15 protein-coding genes are annotated in these 19,006 nt (G+C 75.5%); 5 read left to right on the top strand and 10 right to left on the bottom strand.

From position 1 onward, the window contains the following. Window positions 1-19: 19 nt before the first annotated feature. Both QNH85_RS03865 and QNH85_RS03860 read left to right on the top strand, forming a co-directional pair. Window positions 20-1,003 carry an NAD(P)H-quinone oxidoreductase gene (locus tag QNH85_RS03865; RefSeq protein WP_282944773.1) on the top strand — a complete coding sequence of 328 codons (984 nt, stop codon included), beginning with the start codon at window positions 20-22 and terminating at the stop codon, window positions 1,001-1,003. Between the two features lie 49 nt (window positions 1,004-1,052). Next, a complete protein-coding gene (locus tag QNH85_RS03860; RefSeq protein ID WP_282944771.1) occupies window positions 1,053-1,622 on the top strand; it encodes a bacterial proteasome activator family protein in 570 nt (189 codons plus the stop codon). A 33-nt stretch (window positions 1,623-1,655) separates the two neighbouring features. On the opposite strand, the gene QNH85_RS03855 is transcribed toward QNH85_RS03860, so the two are convergent. Together QNH85_RS03855 and QNH85_RS03850 are read right to left on the bottom strand one after the other, a co-directional pair. Beyond that, window positions 1,656-2,597 (bottom strand): EamA family transporter, encoded by a 942-nt coding sequence (locus QNH85_RS03855; RefSeq protein ID WP_282944965.1) that lies wholly within the window; start codon window positions 2,595-2,597, stop codon window positions 1,656-1,658. An 80-nt stretch (window positions 2,598-2,677) separates the two neighbouring features. Next, the gene (locus tag QNH85_RS03850) at window positions 2,678-3,157 is read right to left on the bottom strand and encodes a MerR family transcriptional regulator (RefSeq protein WP_282944769.1); all 480 of its coding nucleotides are present in this window, start codon (window positions 3,155-3,157) and stop codon (window positions 2,678-2,680) included. A gap of 52 nt (window positions 3,158-3,209) precedes the next feature. Between QNH85_RS03850 and QNH85_RS03845 the strand changes: the two genes are divergently transcribed. Continuing rightward, window positions 3,210-4,457 carry an MFS transporter gene (locus tag QNH85_RS03845; protein WP_282944768.1) on the top strand — a complete coding sequence of 416 codons (1,248 nt, stop codon included), beginning with the start codon at window positions 3,210-3,212 and terminating at the stop codon, window positions 4,455-4,457. A gap of 102 nt (window positions 4,458-4,559) precedes the next feature. Here QNH85_RS03845 and QNH85_RS03840 read toward each other — a convergent pair whose 3' ends face one another. The 6 genes from QNH85_RS03840 to serS all read right to left on the bottom strand — a co-directional run bounded on the left by QNH85_RS03840 (window position 4,560) and on the right by serS (window position 11,342). After that, a complete protein-coding gene (locus QNH85_RS03840; protein ID WP_428830349.1) occupies window positions 4,560-5,522 on the bottom strand; it encodes a carbohydrate ABC transporter permease in 963 nt (320 codons plus the stop codon). Further along, on the bottom strand, window positions 5,519-6,508 hold the full coding sequence (locus QNH85_RS03835) for a carbohydrate ABC transporter permease (RefSeq protein ID WP_282944766.1): 990 nt from the start codon (window positions 6,506-6,508) through the stop codon (window positions 5,519-5,521). Before QNH85_RS03835 ends, QNH85_RS03840 begins: the two co-directional genes overlap by 4 nt. 104 nt (window positions 6,509-6,612) lie before the next feature. Then, window positions 6,613-8,007 carry an ABC transporter substrate-binding protein gene (locus QNH85_RS03830; RefSeq protein ID WP_282944765.1) on the bottom strand — a complete coding sequence of 465 codons (1,395 nt, stop codon included), beginning with the start codon at window positions 8,005-8,007 and terminating at the stop codon, window positions 6,613-6,615. A 102-nt stretch (window positions 8,008-8,109) separates the two neighbouring features. Beyond that, window positions 8,110-9,132 (bottom strand): LacI family DNA-binding transcriptional regulator, encoded by a 1,023-nt coding sequence (locus QNH85_RS03825; protein ID WP_282944764.1) that lies wholly within the window; start codon window positions 9,130-9,132, stop codon window positions 8,110-8,112. Between the two features lie 87 nt (window positions 9,133-9,219). Next, the gene (locus QNH85_RS03820) at window positions 9,220-10,041 is read right to left on the bottom strand and encodes an HAD family hydrolase (RefSeq protein ID WP_282944762.1); all 822 of its coding nucleotides are present in this window, start codon (window positions 10,039-10,041) and stop codon (window positions 9,220-9,222) included. Continuing rightward, window positions 10,038-11,342, bottom strand: coding sequence for a serine--tRNA ligase (serS, locus tag QNH85_RS03815; protein WP_282944760.1), 1,305 nt, complete (start codon window positions 11,340-11,342; stop codon window positions 10,038-10,040). Before serS ends, QNH85_RS03820 begins: the two co-directional genes overlap by 4 nt. Before the next feature lie 83 nt (window positions 11,343-11,425). Between serS and QNH85_RS03810 the strand changes: the two genes are divergently transcribed. After that, complete coding sequence (locus QNH85_RS03810) at window positions 11,426-12,601, top strand: diacylglycerol/lipid kinase family protein (RefSeq protein ID WP_282944759.1); 1,176 nt, start codon at window positions 11,426-11,428, stop codon at window positions 12,599-12,601. 39 nt (window positions 12,602-12,640) lie between these two features. Here QNH85_RS03810 and pheA read toward each other — a convergent pair whose 3' ends face one another. Further along, entirely contained in the window at window positions 12,641-13,597 is a 957-nt protein-coding gene (gene pheA, locus QNH85_RS03805) for a prephenate dehydratase (RefSeq protein WP_282944757.1), read from the bottom strand. A gap of 162 nt (window positions 13,598-13,759) precedes the next feature. Between pheA and QNH85_RS03800 the strand changes: the two genes are divergently transcribed. Continuing rightward, window positions 13,760-16,273, top strand: coding sequence for a hypothetical protein (locus tag QNH85_RS03800; RefSeq protein WP_282944756.1), 2,514 nt, complete (start codon window positions 13,760-13,762; stop codon window positions 16,271-16,273). Here the strand turns inward: QNH85_RS03800 and QNH85_RS03795 are convergent. Then, the gene (locus QNH85_RS03795; RefSeq protein WP_282944754.1) at window positions 16,165-18,996 is read right to left on the bottom strand and encodes a bifunctional diguanylate cyclase/phosphodiesterase; all 2,832 of its coding nucleotides are present in this window, start codon (window positions 18,994-18,996) and stop codon (window positions 16,165-16,167) included. The two genes, QNH85_RS03800 and QNH85_RS03795, sit on opposite strands and share 109 nt — an antisense overlap. Window positions 18,997-19,006 lie beyond the last annotated feature (10 nt).

Genomic DNA, 19,006 nt, shown 5'->3' with positions numbered 1-19,006 from the left:
CGGTGCGTAGGCTCGCACGATGCAGGTGGTCGAGGTCAAGAGCCCGGGCGGTCCGGAACAGCTGCGGCTGGTCGACCGGCCCGATCCGGAGCCCGGTCCGGGCGAGGTGCTCGTGCGGGTCGCGGCCGCCGGCGTGAACCGCGCGGACCTGCTGCAGCGGCAGGGGAAGTACCCGCCGCCGCCGGGCGCCCCGGAGTGGCCGGGGCTCGAGGTGTCGGGCGTCGTCGCTGGTCACGGCCCTGGGACGGACGCGGTGCGGTGGCCGGTCGGGACGCGCGTCGCGGCGCTGCTGGCCGGTGGCGGGTACGCGTCGGCCGTCACGGTGCCGGCCGGTCTGCTGCTCCCCGTGCCGGACGAGGTGGACCTGGTGGACGCGGCCGGCCTGCCCGAGGCGGTGTGCACCGCGTGGACCAACCTGGTGGACGCCGGAGGACTCCGTCCGGGTGACGTGCTGCTGGTGCAGGGCGGTTCCGGGGGTGTCGGTTCGGTCGCCGTGCAGCTGGGCGCGGCCCTCGGGGCGCACGTCGTCGCGACCGCCGGCGGCGCGGAGCGGGCCGACCGGTGCCGGGAGCTCGGCGCCCGGACCGTCGTGGACCACCGCACGCAGGACGTGGTCGAGGCGGTGCGGGCCGCCACCGGCGGGCACGGCGCCGACGTGGTGCTCGACGTCCTCGGTGCGGGCGGCCTCGCGAGCAACCTCGCCGCGCTGGCGACCGGCGGGCGGCTCGTCGTCATCGGCACCCAGCGGGGTGCCCGCGGGGAGATCGACCTGGGGCTGCTGATGGCGCGACGGGCCAGCGTCATCGGCACCACGCTGCGGCCGCGCCCGCTCGCGGAGAAGGAGCGGGTGGTCGCCGACGTGCTCGCCCACGCCTGGCCGATGCTCACCGACGGGCGGCTCCGTCCGGTGGTGCACGCGCGCCTACCGCTCGGCCGCGCCGGTGACGCGCACGCGCTGCTCGACTCCGGCGCGGTGTTCGGCAAGGTGCTGCTGGTCCCGTGACGGCCGGACGGCCGTGCCATCGACGGCCCGGCGCGAGAGGATGGCGGGCATGAGCGACGCGAGCAGCACCGGGCCCCAGGCCCCTCGGATCGTCGTGGTGGACGGCGACGAGCCCGCCCCCTCCCCCGAGGGGCAGCCGACGACGGAGCCCGAGGACGACGACGGCCCCGCGGGCACGGTCGGGCAGCCGGCCAAGGTCATGCGGATCGGCACGATGATCAAGCAGCTGCTCGAGGAGGTCCGCAGCGCCCCGCTGGACGAGGCCGCCCGCGCCCGCCTGGCCGAGGTGCACGAGCGGTCGCTGCGCGAGCTGGAGGACGGCCTGTCCCCCGAGCTCATCGACGAGCTGCACCGCATCACGCTGCCGTTCGCGGACTCGCAGACGCCGAGCGACGCGGAGCTGCGGATCGCGCAGGCGCAGCTGGTCGGCTGGCTCGAGGGGCTGTTCCACGGCATCCAGACGGCGCTGGTCGCGCAGCAGATGGCCGCGCAGGCCCAGCTCACGCAGATGCGGCGGGCGCTGCCGGGCGGCCACCCGGCCCCGGGCGCGCCGGGGATGCCGGGCGCACCGGTGCCCGGCGCGTCGTCGTCGGAGCCCGGCCCCGGTCAGTACCTCTAGGCCGGAGCGCTGGGCGGGACCGCTGGGCCAGCCCTAGGCCGGCGCGCTGCGGGTGGCGGTCAGCACGATGGCCACCGAGACGCAGGCCAGGCCGACGACCTCCCAGCCGTGCGGCAGCTGCCGCAGCGCGACCGCCCCGACCACGGCGGCCGTCGCGGGCAGCATCGCCAGCAGCACGGCGAACGTCGCGGCGGTCACCCGGCGGAGCACCACCTGCTCGATGGCGTAGGGCACCACGGACGACAGCACCGCGATGCCGACCACCGCGAGCGCGAGGCCGGCGTCGTGCAGCACGGGCGCGGCGGGCGCGGCCAGGAACGGCGCGCCGGCCAGCGCGCCGGCGGTCATGCCCACGGCCAGCGACGTGATGCCGTCGGGGCGGGCGCGCCCGGCGGGCACCGTGCCCCGCGCCGCATCCCGCGCCGCGCCCTGCGCCGGGTCCTGCGCGGGGTGCCCGTCCGCTCCTGCCTCGGGCTCCCGGGCCCCCTGCGCGACCCGTCGGCCCAGCAGGATGTACCCGGCCCAGCACGCGGCGGCCACCCCGATGGCCACCAGCCCGCGGGTCGCGTCGTCGCCGCCGGCGCGCAGCTCCACCCCCGCGAGGGCGACGACCCCCGCCCCCGCGACGACGATCCCGAGCCGCTCCCGCCAGGTCCGCCCCGTGACGGCGGCGACGGCCACGGGTCCGAGGAACTCGATCGCCACCGCCGTGCCGAGCGGCAGGACGTCGATCGCCACGTAGAACGACACGTTCATCGCCGCGAGCACGACGCCGAACGTGGCGGCCGCGACCAGGTCGCCGCGCGTCCAGCGGGCGCGCCACGGCCGGCGCCACGCGAGCAGAACCAGGGCCGCCACCGCGATCCGCAGCCACGCGACGGTCGGCGACGCGATCACCGCGAACAGCGCGACCGCGAGCGCCGCGCCGCCGTACTGCGCGAGCCCGGAGACGAGGAAGAGCGCCGGGGCCGGCACGCGACCGAGGACGCCGCCGGGCCCGGGCGTGGCGCCCGGCGGTGCCGGCACCTCGGTCGACGCGGTCACCTGGTCGCCCGTCACCGCGCCGTCGCCCGGCCCGCGAGCGCGACCTGCCCGCCGACGCCGAGGTCGGGCACCTCGCCGACGGGACGGGCCGCGGCGCGGTCGCGACGCTCGTGCAGCAGCGCGGCGTGCTCCGTGCGCTCCAGGAAGTCCCGGATGGTGTCGCGGCTGCGCGTCAGGCACGCGATCCGCGCCTCGAGGTCGTGCAGCTCGGTGGCGAAGAGCTCCGCGACTCCCCGCGGGCACGCCTCGGCGACGGCCGCGGCCGACTGCGTCGCCTCCGCCCGCTCCAGGTCGAGCAGCGCGCGGATGAGCCGGGTGGGCACGCCGGAGCGGATGAGCAGCGCGATCCGCTGCACGACCGCGACGTCGGCCTCCGCGTAGGAGCGGTAGGCGTTGCCGGACCGCTCGGGGGCGATGAGGCCCTGCTCCTCGTAGTACCGCAGCAGCCGGGTCGACACCCCGGTCCGCTCCGCCAGCTCACCGATCCGCACGTCGCGACCCCCCCTTGACCTTCACACTGATGTCAAACTCTACGGTCGCGGCATGAGCGCAGCACACCCCCGCACCGGGGCCGTCGCGTCCGGCGAGCCCGCCGCGTCCGCCGCGTCCGCCGCCCTGCCGTGGCCGAGCCTGCTCACCCTCGGCGCGGTCACCTTCACCGTCGTGGCGGCCGAGATGCTGCCCACCGCCGTGCTCCCCGCCATGAGCGCCGACCTCGGCGTCCCCGCGTCCCGCACCGGCCTGCTCGTGTCCGCGTGGGCGCTCATGGTGGTCGTGGCCAGCTTCCCGCTCGTCCGGCTCACCCGCCGCGTCGACGGCCGGGGGGTGATCGCGGGCGCCGTGCTGGTGCTCGGCGCCTCGAGCGCCGTCACCGCCGCGGCGGGGTCGTTCGGCGTCGCCCTCGGGTCGCGGCTGGTCGGGGCCGCGGCGTGCGGGCTGCTGTGGGCGACCGTCAACGCGCACAGCGCGGCCATCGTGCCGCCGGACCGCCTGGCCCGCTCCGTGGCGGTCGTCCTCGGCGGCGCGACCCTGGGCACGGTGCTGGGGGTGCCGGCCGCGAGCGCCGCCGCGGACGTGTGGGGCTGGCGGACGGGCTTCGTCGGGGTGGCGGTCGTGTCGCTGCCCGCCGCGGCCGCGGTGCTCACGCTGGTCCGGCCGGCGCCCGGCGCCGTCGCTCCCGGCCCGGAGACCTCCCCCGCCGCCCCGTCGGGCGCCTCGGCACTGCGCCCCGTGCTGGTGACCGCGGCCCTCGGCGGGCTGCTGCTGGTCGGGCACTTCGCGGCCTACACGTTCGTCGCGCCGCTCCTGGCCGGCACGGCGGCGCGGACCCCCGGCGGGCTCAGCGGGCTGCTGCTCGGGTTCGGGGTGCTGTCGGCGGTCGGGACGGTGCTGGTCGGCCGGGTGGGCGACCGTCGGCCGGCCCTCGCGCTGGTCGCCACGGCGGCGGCCGTCACCGTCGTGCTCGCCCTGCTCGGGGTGCTCGGCCGCGCGCCGGCCGTCGACCTGGCGCTCGTCGCCGTGTGGGGCCTCGCCACCGGCGCGTTCCCGCCGCTGGCCCAGACGGCGATCATGCGGGCCGCCGGACCGCGGCTGCGGTCCCTCGCGGGGACGCTGATCCCCGTGACGTTCAACCTGGGCATCGCGGTCGGCGCGGCGGCGGGCAGCGCGGTGGTCGCGGCCCACGGGCTCGGCGCGCTCCCGCTCCCGGCGGCGGCGGTCGCGGCGGCGGCCACCCTGGCCCTCGCGGCCGTGGCTCTCCGCCCGCGCCCCGAGCGTCGCACCCGCGCGTGACCCCCCACGCAGCGGAGAGTCCTGCCCGACACACCTCGGCGTGTCCGGCAGGACTCTCCACTCTGCTGCGGGCCCGGGGGCCGGGGCCGCGGCGCCGACCGGTCAGCCCTTGACGGAGCCCGCCAGGAGGCCGCGGACGAAGTACCGCTGGAGCGAGATGAACACGATCAGCGGCACCACCATCGAGATGAACGCCCCGGCGGTCAGCACGTGCCAGTCGCCGCCGCGGCTGCCCGCCATCTCGGCGACCGCGACCGTCAGGGGCCGGGACCCCGGGCCGGCGAACGTGAGGCCGACGAGCAGGTCGTTCCACACCCAGAGGAATTGGAAGATGCCGAACGCCGCGATCGCCGGGACGAGCAGCGGCAGCAGCACCTGGAAGAAGATCTTGACGTGCCCCGCGCCGTCGACGCGGGCCGCCTCCACCAGGGAGGTCGGGATCTCCTTCATGAAGTTGTGCAGCAGGAAGATCGCCAGCGGCAGCCCGAAGATCGAGTGGGACAGCCAGACGGTCCAGAACGAGCCCGCGACGCCGGCGCTCACGTAGTCGCGCAGCAGCGGCACGAGCGCCACCTGCAGCGGGACGATCTGCAGCGCGAACACCGCGACGAACAGGATCTCCCGGCCGCGGAAGTCGATCCACGCGAACGCGTACGCCGCGAGCAGCGCGATGGTGATCGGGATGATCACCGCGGGGATCGTGATGACGAACGAGTTGACGAAGTACGTCGCGAGGTTCGCCCCGGAGCCGAACAGCGCCTGGTCGTAGTTGTCGAGCGTGAACTCGGCGTCGCCGGTGAACACCGTCCACCAGCCGGAGCGGCGGATGTCGAGCTCGGGCCGGAACGACGTGACGAGCAGCCCGACCGACGGGATCGTCCACAGGATGGCGATGACGATCGCGAGCAGCGAGGCCCAGGGCGACGAGAGCTTGCCCTTGGTCGCGATGGCCCGCTTCTCGACGCGGCTCAGCCGGCGGCCGCGTCCGCCCTGCCCACCGGCGTCCGCGGTCTCGTCGACGGCCTGCGGGATGGCCCCCGTGGGGGGCAGCGGAGTGGTAGTCACCGGATCTCCTCCGACTTGCGCAGCTGCCGCACGTTGTAGACGACGATCGGGATCACGAGGATGAACAGGATCACCGCGAGCGCCGAGCTGAGCCCCTGGTTGTTCTGCCGGAAGGCCTGCGTGTAGAACTCGTTCGCGATGACCTGCGTGTCGAACTGGCCGCCGGTCATGGTGCGCACGATGTCGAAGACCTTCAGCGTGCCGATGGCGATGGTGGTGAGGACGACCACGAGGGCCGGCCGGATGGACGGCACCGTGATGAAGCGGAACATCTTCATCCCGTGCAGGCCGTCGAGCCGCGCGGCCTCGATGATGTCGTCCGGGATCGCCTTGATCGCGGCGGACAGCACCGTCATCGCGAACCCGGTCTGGATCCAGACCATCACGACGATGAGGAACACCGTGTTCATCGGCGCGTTGATGAGGAACTGCTGCGGCTCCAGGCCGACCCACACCAGCACCTGGTTCAGCAGACCGGTCTGCTTGACCCCGGGCTGGTCGGGCTTGAACTCGTACACGAACTTCCAGATGATCGACGCGCCCACCATCGAGATGGCCATCGGCACGAAGACCAGCGCCTTCGCCAGCTTCTCGAACCGGGTCCGGTCGACCAGCACCGCGTACACGAGCCCGATCAGCGTCGCCGCGATGGGCACGAGGATGACCCAGATCGCCGTGTTCGCGAGGACGTTCTGGAACTGCCCCTCGGTCAGCGCGCGCTGGTAGTTGTCGACCCCGATGAACTCGTTCCCGCGCTTGTCGAAGAACGAGTACCAGACGGTCAGCAGCGCGGGCCGCACGAGGCCCCACGCCAGCAGGAGCAGGGCAGGCCCGGCGAACGCCGCGGCCACCACCCAGCGGGGGATCTTCTTCGGTCGGTCGACCAGAAGGAGGATCGCCCCCATCACGACGACGAACAGCAGGATCGCCACGCCCATGAGCGCGAACTTCTCCGCCACCGTGTCGGCATTCGTCAGCCAGTCCATGTGCCCCTCCGAGCCACGCCGGACCGCCCGGCCGGACGGGGAGGTCCCCGTCCGGCCGGGCAGGCCGTCCGTCGGTCAGTACCTGGTCGCAACCCTTCCCGGGGTCAGGACGCAGCCGGCCAGGAGGCCTCGATCTGGTCCGTGACCTCCTGGGTGGAGGACCCGGTGAGCCAGTTGACGATGCCGGTCCAGAACGTGCCGGCACCCACCTCGCCCGGCATCAGGTCGGACGCGTCGAACCGGATGACCGACTCGGGGTCGGAGAGGATCTCGGCCGACAGCTTGTCGAAGTCGGTGGCGAGGTTCTCCGGGTCGAGACCGTTGTTCGCGCTGACCCAGCCGCCCATCGGGGTGGTCTTGGCCTTGGTGTTCGCCCAGTCGGCGCTGGACAGGTAGGTCTGGAACGCCTGCACCTCGGGACGGTCGTCGAACGCCGCCACGAACTCGGCGCCACCCAGGACCGGCTTGATGTCGGTCTGGTTGGTCGGCAGGTAGAACGCGTAGACGTCGCCGTCCGGCCCGACCTCGGTGCCCTCCGGCCACTGCGTGGCGTAGAAGTTCGCCGCGCGGTGCATCCAGCAGGTGCCGTCGAGGATCGGGAAGCCCGCGTCCGTCCACGGCGTGGTCGCGATGGAGTCGACGCCGCCGAGGCCCGCGTTCACGAACTCGTCGTTCTTGAGGATCTCGCCCGCGGTGTCGAAGGCCTCGACGATCTGCGGGTCGTTGAACGGGATCTCGTGGCTGACCCACTGGTCGTACACGTCGGGGCCGGCGGTGCGGAGCACCACGTCCTCAATCCAGTCGGTGCCCGGCCAGCCGGTCGCGTCACCGGACTCGACCCCCGCGCACCACGGCATCGCGCCGTCGTCCACGATCTGCTGGGACAGGTCCATCATGTCGTCCCAGGTCTCGGGGACCTCGTAGCCGGCGTCCTCGAACATGGCCGGGGAGTACCAGACGAACGACTTCGCGTTCGCGCCGAGCGGGGCCGCGTAGAACGTCCCGTCGACCGAGCCGTACTCCTTCCAGCCCTCGGTGAAGAACTCGTCCACGTTCGCGGACGTGGCCTCGGGCGCGGGGACGATGGCGTCCGGGAAGTCCTGGACGATCGTCTTCAGCAGGCCGGGCTGCGGGAGGTAGGCGATGTCGGGGGCGTTGCCGGCCTGGATGCGGACGAGCAGCTGGGCCTCGAACTCGCGCGAGCCCTCGTACTCGACCGTGACGCCGGTGCACTCCTCGAACGGGTCGTAGGAGTCCTCCTGCGTCTGCTGCTCCGGCTCGACGATCGACGTGTAGATCGACACCGTCGTGCCCTCGAGGTCACCGAACTCCTCGTACGGCGCGCAGTCGATCTCGCTGCTCGCGCCCGTGTCGCCCCCGGTGTCGGTGCCCTCGTCACCGCTGTCGTCCCCACCGCCGGAACATGCGGTCAGCACGAGCGCCAGCCCGAGCCCGCCTGCGAGCGCGGCACCCGTGCCGCGTCGACGAATCCTGGTCATGCTGCCTCCACCTCGTCGTGGTGCTCTTCCTCCGAGGCGGGTACGCCTCGGTGCGTCGGTCCTATGCAAGCGTTTACATAGCCGCTGCACAACCGCTTTCGGCTAACGAGTTGTCACGATTTGGTCACGTGGTGCGGCCGTGGACCCCCGGTCGACCAGCACCGTCGGGAACACGACCTCCTGCGGCACGGGTGCGCCGGTGATCATCTCGAGCAGCATCGAGGCCGCCGTCACCCCCTGGTCGTGGGCGTTCTGGGCCATCGTCGTCAGGCCCAGGTGCTCCCCCATCTCGTGCCCGTCGACCCCGACGACGGACACGTCGAGCGGCGTGCGCAGGCCCCGGTCGCGCAGCGCGAGCATCGCGCCCATCGCCATCTCGTCCGACGCCGCGAACACCGCCGTGACGTCCGGGCGCCGGTCCAGCAGCGCGTGCATCGACGCCCGCCCGCCCGCGACGTCGAAGTGCCCGTGCACCTCCAGGCCGGTGTCGTCGAGCCCGCGGGCCCGCACCTCGGCGCGCCACCCCACCGCCCGCTGCACGGCCGGCGACCACGGGAGGGTGTCGTCCGGCTCGCCGCTCAGGTGCGCGATCACCCGGTGCCCGAGGTCCGCCAGGTGCGCGACCGCCCGCCGCGCGGTCGCGACGTCGTCGAGCCCGACGGTCACCCGCCCCGGTGCGCCGGCGCCCACGAACACCAGCGGGTAGTCCAGGTTCTCGAGCGCCTCGACCTCCTCGGCCTCCAGGGGCAGGCCCACCACGAGCACCCCGTCGACGCGGCGGCGCAGCACGTCGGGGTCCACGCGCATCCGCCGGTGGTCGCGGGACACCTCGAACGTGTAGAGCAGCGCGTCGAAGTCCTCCACCCGCAGGGCCCGCTCGGCGCCCTCGATCACGTTCGCGAAGAACCAGTGCGCCACCCACGGCGTGATGAGCCCGATCGTGCGCGTGCGCCCGGAGGCCAGCGACGCCGCGGACGGCGACGGGACGTAGCCGAGCTCGTCGGCGGCGCGGCGCACGCGCTCGCGCGTGGCCTCGGTGACGTTCGGCAGACCGCGCAGGGCGCGCGACACGGTCGCGGTGGACACCCCGGCCACCCGGGCCACGTCGACGATGCCGTGCGCCATGGCGGGGATTGTGCTCCGCGGGACGGGGCGCGGTCCACCCCCTCCGGTGAGCGCTGTCCCTGTGGGAGCGCTACCGCAACCCGCAGGTCAGGCCGTCTCGCGCCCGATGCTCCGCAGCACGGCGACGGCGCCGTCGTCGGCGATCGTGCCGGTGACCTCGTCGGCCGCCGCGCGCACCGGGTCCGCCGCGTGGCCCATCGCGACGCCGCGCGCCGCCCACTGGAGCATCTCGATGTCGTTCGCCCCGTCGCCGACGGCCACCGTCGCGAACGGCTCGACGTCGAGCTCCCGCCGCAGCTCCTCCAGGGCGCTGGCCTTGGACACGCCGCCCGGCGTCAGGTCCAGCCACGCGGACCAGCCGACGGCGTAGCTGACCTGCCGCAGGCCGACGCGCTCGACCAGCGCCTGGAACTCCTCGGGCGTGCTGCCCGGGTCGCGCACGACGACGCGGGTCGCGGGCTCCGCGACCAGCCGGTCGAACGGCACGACCTCCTGGTCACCGGTGAGCTCGCCGTCCGGGAACGGCCGTGACACCCGGAACCCCCGCCCGAGGTCCTCGACCGCGAACAGCGCGTCCGGGAGCTCGAGCTGCAGCACCCGCAGGGCCGGCTCGGGGTCGAAGGTCGTCATGCTCGTGACCTCGTAGCCCTCGCTGAACGACGGGTGCACCCGCGCCGTCACGGCTCCGTTGGAGCACACCGCCCAGCCGTCCTCGAGCCCGAGCTCCACCATGACGGGCACGGTGCTGCGGACCGCCCGGCCGGTGGCCAGCACGACGTGGGCGCCGGCGTCCCGCAGCGACGCGACGCACGCGCGCACGTCGTCGGAGATCACGCCGTCGTACGTCATGAGCGTGCCATCGACGTCGAGGGCGACGAGCGTGCCGGCCACGGTCCGCGGGTGGCTCATCGCGACGCGCCCCCCGCCGGCCGCTGCGGCTCCAGCACCTCGAGGCCGCCGAGGTACGGCCGCAGGCCCTCCGGGACCCGGACGGAGCCGTCGGCCTGCTGGTGGTTCTCCAGGATCGCGACGATCCACCGGGTCGTCGCCAGGGTGCCGTTCAGCGTCGCGACCGGCCGGACCTCGCCCTCGGCGGTGCGCTCCCGCACGCCGAGGCGGCGGGCCTGGAACGTCGTGCAGTTCGACGTCGACGTCAGCTCCAGGTACCGCTCCTGGCTCGGGAGCCACGCCTCGCAGTCGAACTTGCGCGCCGCGCTGGACCCGAGGTCGCCCGCCGCGGTGTCGATCACCCGGTACGGCAGCTCGGCCAGGGCCAGCATCTCCTCCTCCCAGGCGAGGATGCGGCGGTGCTCGTCCGCGGCGTCCTCGACCGTCGTGTAGGAGAACGCCTCGACCTTGTGGAACTGGTGCACGCGGATGATGCCGCGGGTGTCCTTGCCGTACGACCCGGCCTCGCGCCGGTAGCAGGCCGACCAGCCGGCGTACCGCTTCGGGCCGGCCGACAGGTCGAGGATCTCCCCCGAGTGGTACCCGGCGAGCGCGACCTCGCTGGTGCCGACCAGGTACAGGTCGTCGGCCTCCAGCCGGTAGACCTCGTCGGCGTGCGCGCCGAGGAACCCGGTGCCCGCCATCACCTCCGGCTTGACCAGCGTCGGCGTGATGACCGGCGTGAAGCCCGCGCGGAGCGCGAGGTCGACCGCCGCGTTCAGCAGCGCCAGCTCCAGGCGGGCGCCGACGCCCGTCAGGTAGTAGAACCGCGCGCCGGACACCTTCGCGCCGCGCTCGGTGTCGATCGCCTGCAGGCCCTCGCCGAGCTCCAGGTGGTCCCGGACGCGGAAGTCCGGGCCGAGCTCGGCGGCGAAGTCGCGGGGGGTGCCCTCGTGGCGCAGCACGACGTAGTCGTCCTCGCCGCCCGCCGGGACGCCGTCCTCGACGACGTTGCCGATCCGGCGCGCGAGCTCCGTGGCCAGCGCCTCCGCGGCGTCGGCGTCGGCCTGCAGCGCCTTCACCTGCTCCGCGAGCCGCTTGCCCTGCGCGAGCAGGTCCTGCTTCTCGTCGCCCTGGGCGGAGGCGACCTTCTTGCCCAGGGACTTCTGCTCCGCACGCAGCGTCTCGAAGTCCGTCAGGGCCGCACGCCGCCGGGCGTCCGCGTCGAGCACCTGGTCCACCAGGCCCGGGTCGTCGCCGCGCGCCACCTGGCTCGCTCGGACGACGTCGGGGTCCTGCCGCAGCAGCTTCAGATCGATCACACGGCGAGCCTACCGACCGCGCCGCGCGGCACGACCCGCCGGCCACCTGTGCCCGTGTCGGTGTTCACCCGTAGATTCCTCGCATGACCTGGGAGGGATGGCTCGCCGTCGTCGCGGCCGTGCTGTCGGTCGTCGCTCTCGTGGTCGCCGTCCAGGCGTGGCGCGGCCTGGCCGCCCAGCGGCGCGGGCTGCCCGCGCGGCGCGGGACGGACCCCGTGCCCGCCGCGTCGGCCGGCGAGAGCACCGGCACCGCGGGGCCGTCGCCGCGCGGCCCGCTGGTCGCGTTCGTCGCGAACCCCTCCAAGCCCGACGTGCCGGATCTCCGGGCGACCGTCCGGCGCGCCTGCGCGGAGCAGTACCTGCCCGAGCCGCTGTGGCTGGAGACGACGCTCGAGGACCCGGGCATCGGCCAGGCCCGTGAGGCGGTCGCCCGCGGGGCCGACGTCGTCGTGGCGCTCGGCGGCGACGGCACCGTGCGCGCCGTCGCCGAGGCGCTGGTCGGCACCGGCGTGCCGATGGGCCTCATCCCCGTCGGCACCGGCAACCTGCTCGCGCGCAACCTCGACATCCCGCTCGGCGACCCGCTCGCCGCGCTGCAGATCGCGCTCGACGGCACGGACCGCACCATCGACGTCGGCTGGATCAAGGTGCTGGCGTTCGAGTCCGACGTCCAGGACGACATCGCCGAGGCCGCCGACGACCTGCCCGCCGACACCGACGTGCCCCGCGACCACATCTTCCTGGTCATCGCGGGCATCGGCTTCGACGCGGCGATGGTGGCCGACGCCGACGACGACCTCAAGGCGCGCGTCGGGTGGGTCGCCTACTTCGTCGCCGGCATCAAGCACCTGCACGGCCGCCGCCTGCGCACCGTCGTCCGCCTGGACGACGCCCCCGAGGCGCCCGCGCGCGTCCGGAGCCTGCTCATCGGCAACTGCGGGCGGCTGCCCGGGGGCATCACGCTGCTGCCCGACGCCGTGCTCGACGACGGCTGGCTCGACGTCGCCGCGATCGACACCCGCGGCGGCGTCGCGGGGTGGGCGCAGCTGCTCGGCGAGGTCGTGCTGCAGGGCGTCGGCGTCCGCAGCCAGATGCCCGCGAAGATCGGCCGCATCGACCACGCCCGGGCCCGCGAGGTCCACGTCACGGTGGGCGGCGGCGAGTTCGTGCAGGTCGACGGGGACGTGCTGGGCAGGGCCACGGAGATCGCCGCGCGGGTGGACCCGGGCGCGCTGGTCGTCCGGGTCGCGCAGGCCTGAGCCGCCGCGGGGGCCCGAGCCGCCGCGCAGGCCCGAGCGTCAGACGCTGTCGCCGCTGCGCACCCCGCGCAGCCAGTCCCGGGCGGCGCGGAAGTCCGCGTCCGCGGTCCCGATGTGCACGTCCGCGGGCTGCCCGTCCGCGCGCGGGTAGGAGCCCAGGTACCGCACGTGGGGGCACACCCGGTGCAGGCCCATGAACGCCTCGCCCATCCGCTCCTCGGTGATGTGCCCCTCGGCGTCCATCGAGAACGAGTACCGGCCGAGCGAGTCGCCGATCGGACGGGACTCGATGCGGGACAGGTTCACCCCGCGGGCCGCGAACTGCTCGAGCATCGTGAGCAGCGCGCCGGCCTCGTTGCTCGGCAGGTGCACGACGAGCGTGGTCTTGTCCGCGCCGGTCGGGGCGGGGATGTCGCCGGGCCGGCCGATGACGACGAACCGGGTCACGGCGTGCGGGTTGTCCGCCACGCCCTCGGCGAGCACCCGGAGCCCGTAGTGCGCGACGGCGGCCGGGGGGACGAGCGCGGCGTCGAAGCCCAGCGCGTCCGAGCCGTCCGCCGCCGCCCGGGCGAGGAGGGCCGCGGGGGCGGTGTTCGACGTGGCCGGGACGTGCGCCGCGCCGGGCAGGTGGGCGGCGAGCCAGCGGCGGCACTGCACCCAGGCGTGCGGGTGGGCGGCCACGGCCCGCACGTCCGCGAGGGGCACCCCGGGTCGGCCGACCAGCGTGAACCCGACGGGCACGAGCACCTCGCGCTGCAGCACCAGGGGGCTGCCCACCGCGAGCGCGTCGAGGGTCGCGGTGACCCCGCCCTCCATCGTGCTCTCGATGGCCACGACCGCGTGGTCGGCCTCCCCGGTGCGGACGGCCTCGATCGCGGACACGACGTCCGCCTGCGGCAGGTAGTCCGCGTCCTCGGGGCTCGCGACCTGCCGCAGCGCGACCTCCGTGAAGGTGCCCGCGGGGCCGAGGTAGGCGTAGCGGGGGCGGCCGGGCATCGGACCTCCAGGGTCGTCGGGCGGTGGGACGGGGCTGCGCCGGCGCCGGCGCGTCGGTGCACGTGACGGCCGCGTGAGCGCCCTGTGCGGCGCGCGTGCACGTGCGCCGCAGAGCCGCTCCGCGCGACCCGTCCGAGAGTAGTGCGCCCGTACGCTGGCCCGGTGCCCTCGTCCACGCCCGCCGACCGCCCGCCCGTGACCGCCCGCGCGGTCGCCCGCCCGGCGGCCGGGTCGCGCCTCGTGGTCGCGGCAATCGCCGCGCTGCTGACGGTCGCGCTGGGGTGGGTCGCCGGGGCGTCGGGCGCCGCCGCGGCGGACCGGGCAGCCGCGGAGGACGCCGCCGGGCCGGCGCAGCCGGTGGTGCTGGTCGGCGTGACCGGCCTGCGCTGGGACGACCTCGGGTCGCTCACCACCCCGGAGCTGTGGGAGCTGTCTCGCGAGGCCGCGGTGGGCACGACGGTGGTCCGCAGCCGCTGGTCGTACACCTGCCCGAGCGCCGGCTGGCTGGCCGTGTCCGCGGGCGGCCGGTCGGACGACGTGCGGGTACCCGACGGGACGTGCCGCACGCTCCGCGACCCGCTGGCCAGCGGCACCGTCCCGGGGTGGCAGGACTACCTCGACGCGACGGCCGCCTCCCCGTACGACTCCCGGCTGGGCCTCCTCGGGGACACGGTCGCCGAGGCCGGCCTCCCGGTGACGGGGATCGGCCCGGGCGCGGCCATCGCGCTCGCGGACGCGGACGGCACCCCGGTCGGCACGCACGTCCGGTCGCCGGCGGACGAGCGGGCTCTGGAGTCCGCCGTCGCGACCGCCGTCGGGCAGTCGGCCCTCGTGGTCGTCGACGCCGGCACGGTCCGCGACCCGGGCTACCAGACGCGCGGCCGGTCGGACGCGGACGGCGCCGCCCCGGACTCGGGCGAGCAGGAGGTGCCCGACCTGTCCGGCACCGACGTCGTCATCGAGCCGACGCGCGCCGAGCAGGTGCAGGCGATCGACGCCCGGGTCGGCGCGGTGCTGGACGCGGTGCGGGAGGAGTCCCCCGACGCGACGGTGCTCGTGTTCTCCGTGGCCGACTCCAGCCGCCGGGCGCAGCTGCAGCTCGCGGCGGCGCTCGGCCCGACGGTGGACGGCGACACCTACGCGGGCGGGATGATCGGGTCGCCGTCGACCCGGCAGGACGGCTACCTGCAGGCGACCGACATCACGCCGACGGTGCTCGACGCCCTCGGCGTCCGCGACCTCGCGCCGGCGGGGGCGCTGGTCGGCTCGTCGGTCCGGTTCGCGCCGGACGACGCCATGGCGGGCGAGCGGGTGGCGTACCTCATCGACCAGAACCGGCACGCGCAGGCCGCCAAGCCGCTGGTCGGCGGGTTCTACGTGCTGTGGGTCGGGCTCAACCTCCTGCTGTACCTGGTCGTCATGGTCGGCCTGAACGGCCGGGTGCGGCTGTGGTGGCTGCGCGTGCTGGACCGCCTCCGGCCGGGGCGCCGCCGCGGCCCCGAGCACCCGCGCCGCGTGCTGCACGCCATCCGGGTGGCCGCCGTGGCCGTCGCCGCGGTGCCCGTGTCGACGTTCCTGGCGAACCTGCTGCCGTGGTGGCGCGCGGGCTCCCCGGCCTGGGCCCTGACCGGCGCGGTGGCGCTGTTCGTGACGCTGATCGGCGCCCTCACCCTGCTCGTCCCGTGGTGGCGCGACCGGCTGCTCGCCCCCCTCGGCGTCGTCGGCACCGTGACCGCCGTGGTGCTGGCGGTCGACGTGGCGACCGGTGCGCGGCTGGCGCTCGACTCGATGATGGGGCCCGGCTCGCTGGTCGCCGGCCGGTTCTACGGGTTCGGCAACCCCGCGTTCGCCCTGTTCGCCACCGCGATGATCCTCGCGGCCGTGGCGTTCGCCGACCCGCTGCTCCGTGCCGGGCGCCGCGGCCTCGCGGTCGCGGTGGTCGCCGGCATGGGGCTGGTCGCGACGGTGGTCGACGGCATGCCGGGCATCGGCGCGGACTTCGGCGGCCCGCCCGCCCTCGTGCCCGGCTTCGCCATCCTCGCCCTGCTCACGGCCGGCGTCCGGCTGAGCTGGCGGCGGGTGCTCGCGGTGCTCGCGGCGGGCGCGGTCACCGTGATCGGCATCGCGCTGCTCGACTGGATGCGGCCGCCGGACCAGCGCTCGCACCTCGGCCGGTTCATCGACACGGTGCTCGACGGCGGCCTGTGGACCGTCCTGCTCCGCAAGGGCGAGGCGAACCTGCGGATCCTGTTCGGCAGCGAGCAGACGCTGCTGGCCATCGGGGGTCTGCTGCTCGTCGTGCTGCTCGTCGGCCGCCCCGCGCGGTCGGCGGTCAGCGCCCCCGACGGCGGCCCGTACGCGTGGCTGTCCGCCGGGGCGCCGGTGCGCCGGCTCGCGACGGACGCCCCGATGCTGCTCAAGGGACTCATCGCGCTCGCGGTGACGCTGGGCATCGGGTTCGCCCTCAACGACTCGGGCGTGGTCGTGCCGGCGACGGGGATCGGCCTGGCGGTCCCGCTGCTCGCGGCGGCGTGCGCGACGTGGATGCTGCTGCTGCAGCCGGTGCCTCAGCCGAGCCCGGGCGGGCGCGCGCCGACCATCCCCGGCAGCGCCGCGCCCGGCACCTCCACCGGCCGGACGGCCTCGGCGAACGTGCAGGGCCGCCCGAACAGGTAGCCCTGCGCGAGGTCGCAGCCCAGGGAGCGCAGCGCGGTGTACCGCGGCTCGTCCTCCACGCCCTCGGCGATGACGTCGGCGCCCAGCGACCGCCCCAGCGCGACGACGGCCTCGACGACGCCCGCCGCGCGCGGCCCCGCCGGGCCGGAACCCCCGAGCTCGCGCACGAACGACTGGTCGATCTTCAGCAGGGTCACCGGGTAGTCGTGCAGCCGCGAGAGCGACGAGTAGCCGGTGCCGAAGTCGTCGATCGCGACCCCGACGCCGAGCTCCCGCAGCGCGCGGAGCATGGGGACGGCCCGGGCGTCGTCGGCCAGCGCGCTCTCGGTGACCTCGATGCCCAGCCAGCTCGGTGGCGCGTCGTGCGCGGCGAGGGTGTCCACCACCAGCGTCACCAGGTCGGGCCGGTCGTTGCTGCCCGCGAACTGCCGCGGGGACACGTTCACCCACACGCGCAGGTCGCTGCCGGTGCCGCGGTTGTGCCCCGCCACCTCGCGCAGCGCCCGGTCCAGCGCCCACGCGCCGAGGTCGCCGATCAGCCCGGTCTCCTCGGCCACGGGGATGAACTCGGCCGGCGACACCGGCCCGCGGGTCCGGCTGGTCCAGCGCATGAGGGCCTCGACGCCCTCGACCCGGCCGGTGACCAGGTCGACCTCGGCCTGGTAGACCAGCGAGAGCTCGCCCTCCCGGGTGGCGCGCCGCAGGTCCGCCGCCATGGTCAGGCGCTGGCGGGCGCGGTCCGCCCCGTGCTCCTCGTACCAGTGGTGGCAGCCGCCGCCCGCCGCCTTCGCCCGGTACATCGCGACGTCCGCGCACCGCAGCAGCTCGTCCCACGGCAGCGCGCCCGGCTCCGCGTGCACCACGCCGACGCTGCACCCGACGGCGAACTCCTCGTCGTGCAGCGCGAACGGCCGGTCGAACGCCGCGACCAGCCGCAGGGCCGCCGCCTCGGCGACCGCGGGGGTCGCGTCGGGCAGCAGCACCACGAACTCGTCGCCGCCCAGCCGCGCGGCCGTCGCCCGCTCGGGCAGGTCCGCCGCCACGCGCGTCGCCGCGCTCTGCAGCAGCTGGTCGCCGACGACGTGGCCGTAGGAGTCGTTGACCAGCTTGAACCGGTCGAGGTCGAGCAGCAGGAGCGCCGTCCCGACCCGCGAGGTCGTCAGCGCCGCCACCGCGCGCTCCCGGGCGACGTCGCGGTTCGCCAGCCCGGTGAGCGGGTCGTGCGTCGCGGCGTGCGTCAGCCGCTCCTTCGCCTCGCGGAACCGCGTGACGTCGCGCGCGACCACCAGCACGGAGTCGACCGAGCCGTCCGGCCCGGTCTCCGGGACCACGCGGACCTCGTACCAGTGCCCGCGCGACTCCACGGACATGCTGATGAGCGAGCGGGGGTCCCGCTCGGCGTCCACCCCGGGCTCGGTCGCGAACGCCAGGGTGTGGTGCGCGAGCGCCCGCGCGGCGTCCATCACGGGCGACCGGCCGGCGAGCTCCCCGACGGGCCGGCCGAGGTCGTCCTCCCCCAGGCCCGCCGCCTCGCGCATCGCCCGGTTCGCGAACCGGAGCCGGGCGTCGGCGTCCACCCGGGCCAGCGCGTCGGGGGTGTTCCGGGTGATCGACTCGAGGTCGCGGGTCCGCGCGGCCAGCGCGCGGGTGCGTTCGGCGGCCAGCGCCACGGCGCGCCCCTCCGCGGCGGCGCGGGAGGCGACCATCCCGACGACCAGGGCCGTCAGCACCGCGCCCGCGGCCAGCGGGAACCAGGACAGCGCCGCCGGGACGTCCTGCTGGGTGGCGACCAGGGTCCAGGTCCGGCCCGCCACCGGGACGTCGAGCTGCTGCGTCGTCCCGACCGGGCGCAGGACGTCGGCCACGGCGGCGGGCTCCCGTGACAGCACGCCCAGCGGGGTGCCGTCGTCGAGCACGAGCGTCGCGTCCCGCGGCCGGGTGGTGACGTGGTCCAGCATGGGGCCGACCCGGAGCGTGGTGAGCGTCCAGCCGAGCAGGCGGCGCTGCCGCTCCGCGGGGCTCGTCGGGGCGACCGGCCCGTCGTAGACCGGCACGGCGACGGCCGCCTCGGAACCGGCGGGGTCCCCGGCGCGCGCCGCCTTCCCCAGGTCGGAGGGGTCCATCGCGGCGGTCAGGTCGACCGGGTAGGGCGCGGACAGCGTGGGCTGGCCGGTGTCCCGGGCGCGGGTGAGCGCCGAGGCCACCGCGCGGATCGCGTCCACGTCCCCCCGGCCCGCCAGCAGGTCGTCGACCAGCGACGCGTCCCCGAACCGCACGACGCGCTCGACGCGGACGGCGCCGGTCGCCGCACCGGTCGCACCGGCGGCCGTGGGTGCGACGGTGACCACCCCGGCGCGGTCCGCCGGGGACGACGGCGCGGGCAGCCACGCGACCGCGCCGGTCGAGCCGGCCTCCGTCGCGGGACCGCCGAGCACGCGCAGGTGGGACTCCCAGGCCGCCGCCCCGTCGGCCCAGGACGTGGTCTCCGTGGGGGTGAGCATCGACGCGGACGTGCACGCCAGCCGGACCTGCACCTCCACGCGCGCCAGGAGGGCCTCCGCGGTGACGGCGAGCGCCCCGCGGGCGGACGCGTCGGCGCGCTCGCGCTGCTGGTGCGCGTCCAGGGCGGCCGCGGCGAAGGACAGCAGCAGGCCCGCGGGCACGACGACGCCCACGATGAGGCGCATCCGTGCCCGGGCACGACGACGTGCGTCGGCCGGCATCGCCCACCTC

It is taken from the genome of Cellulomonas endometrii (assembly GCF_949769265.1).
In the GTDB taxonomy this organism is placed as follows: Bacteria; Actinomycetota; Actinomycetes; order Actinomycetales; family Cellulomonadaceae; genus Cellulomonas; species Cellulomonas endometrii.
This window is presented reverse-complemented; position numbering and strand designations above follow the sequence as displayed.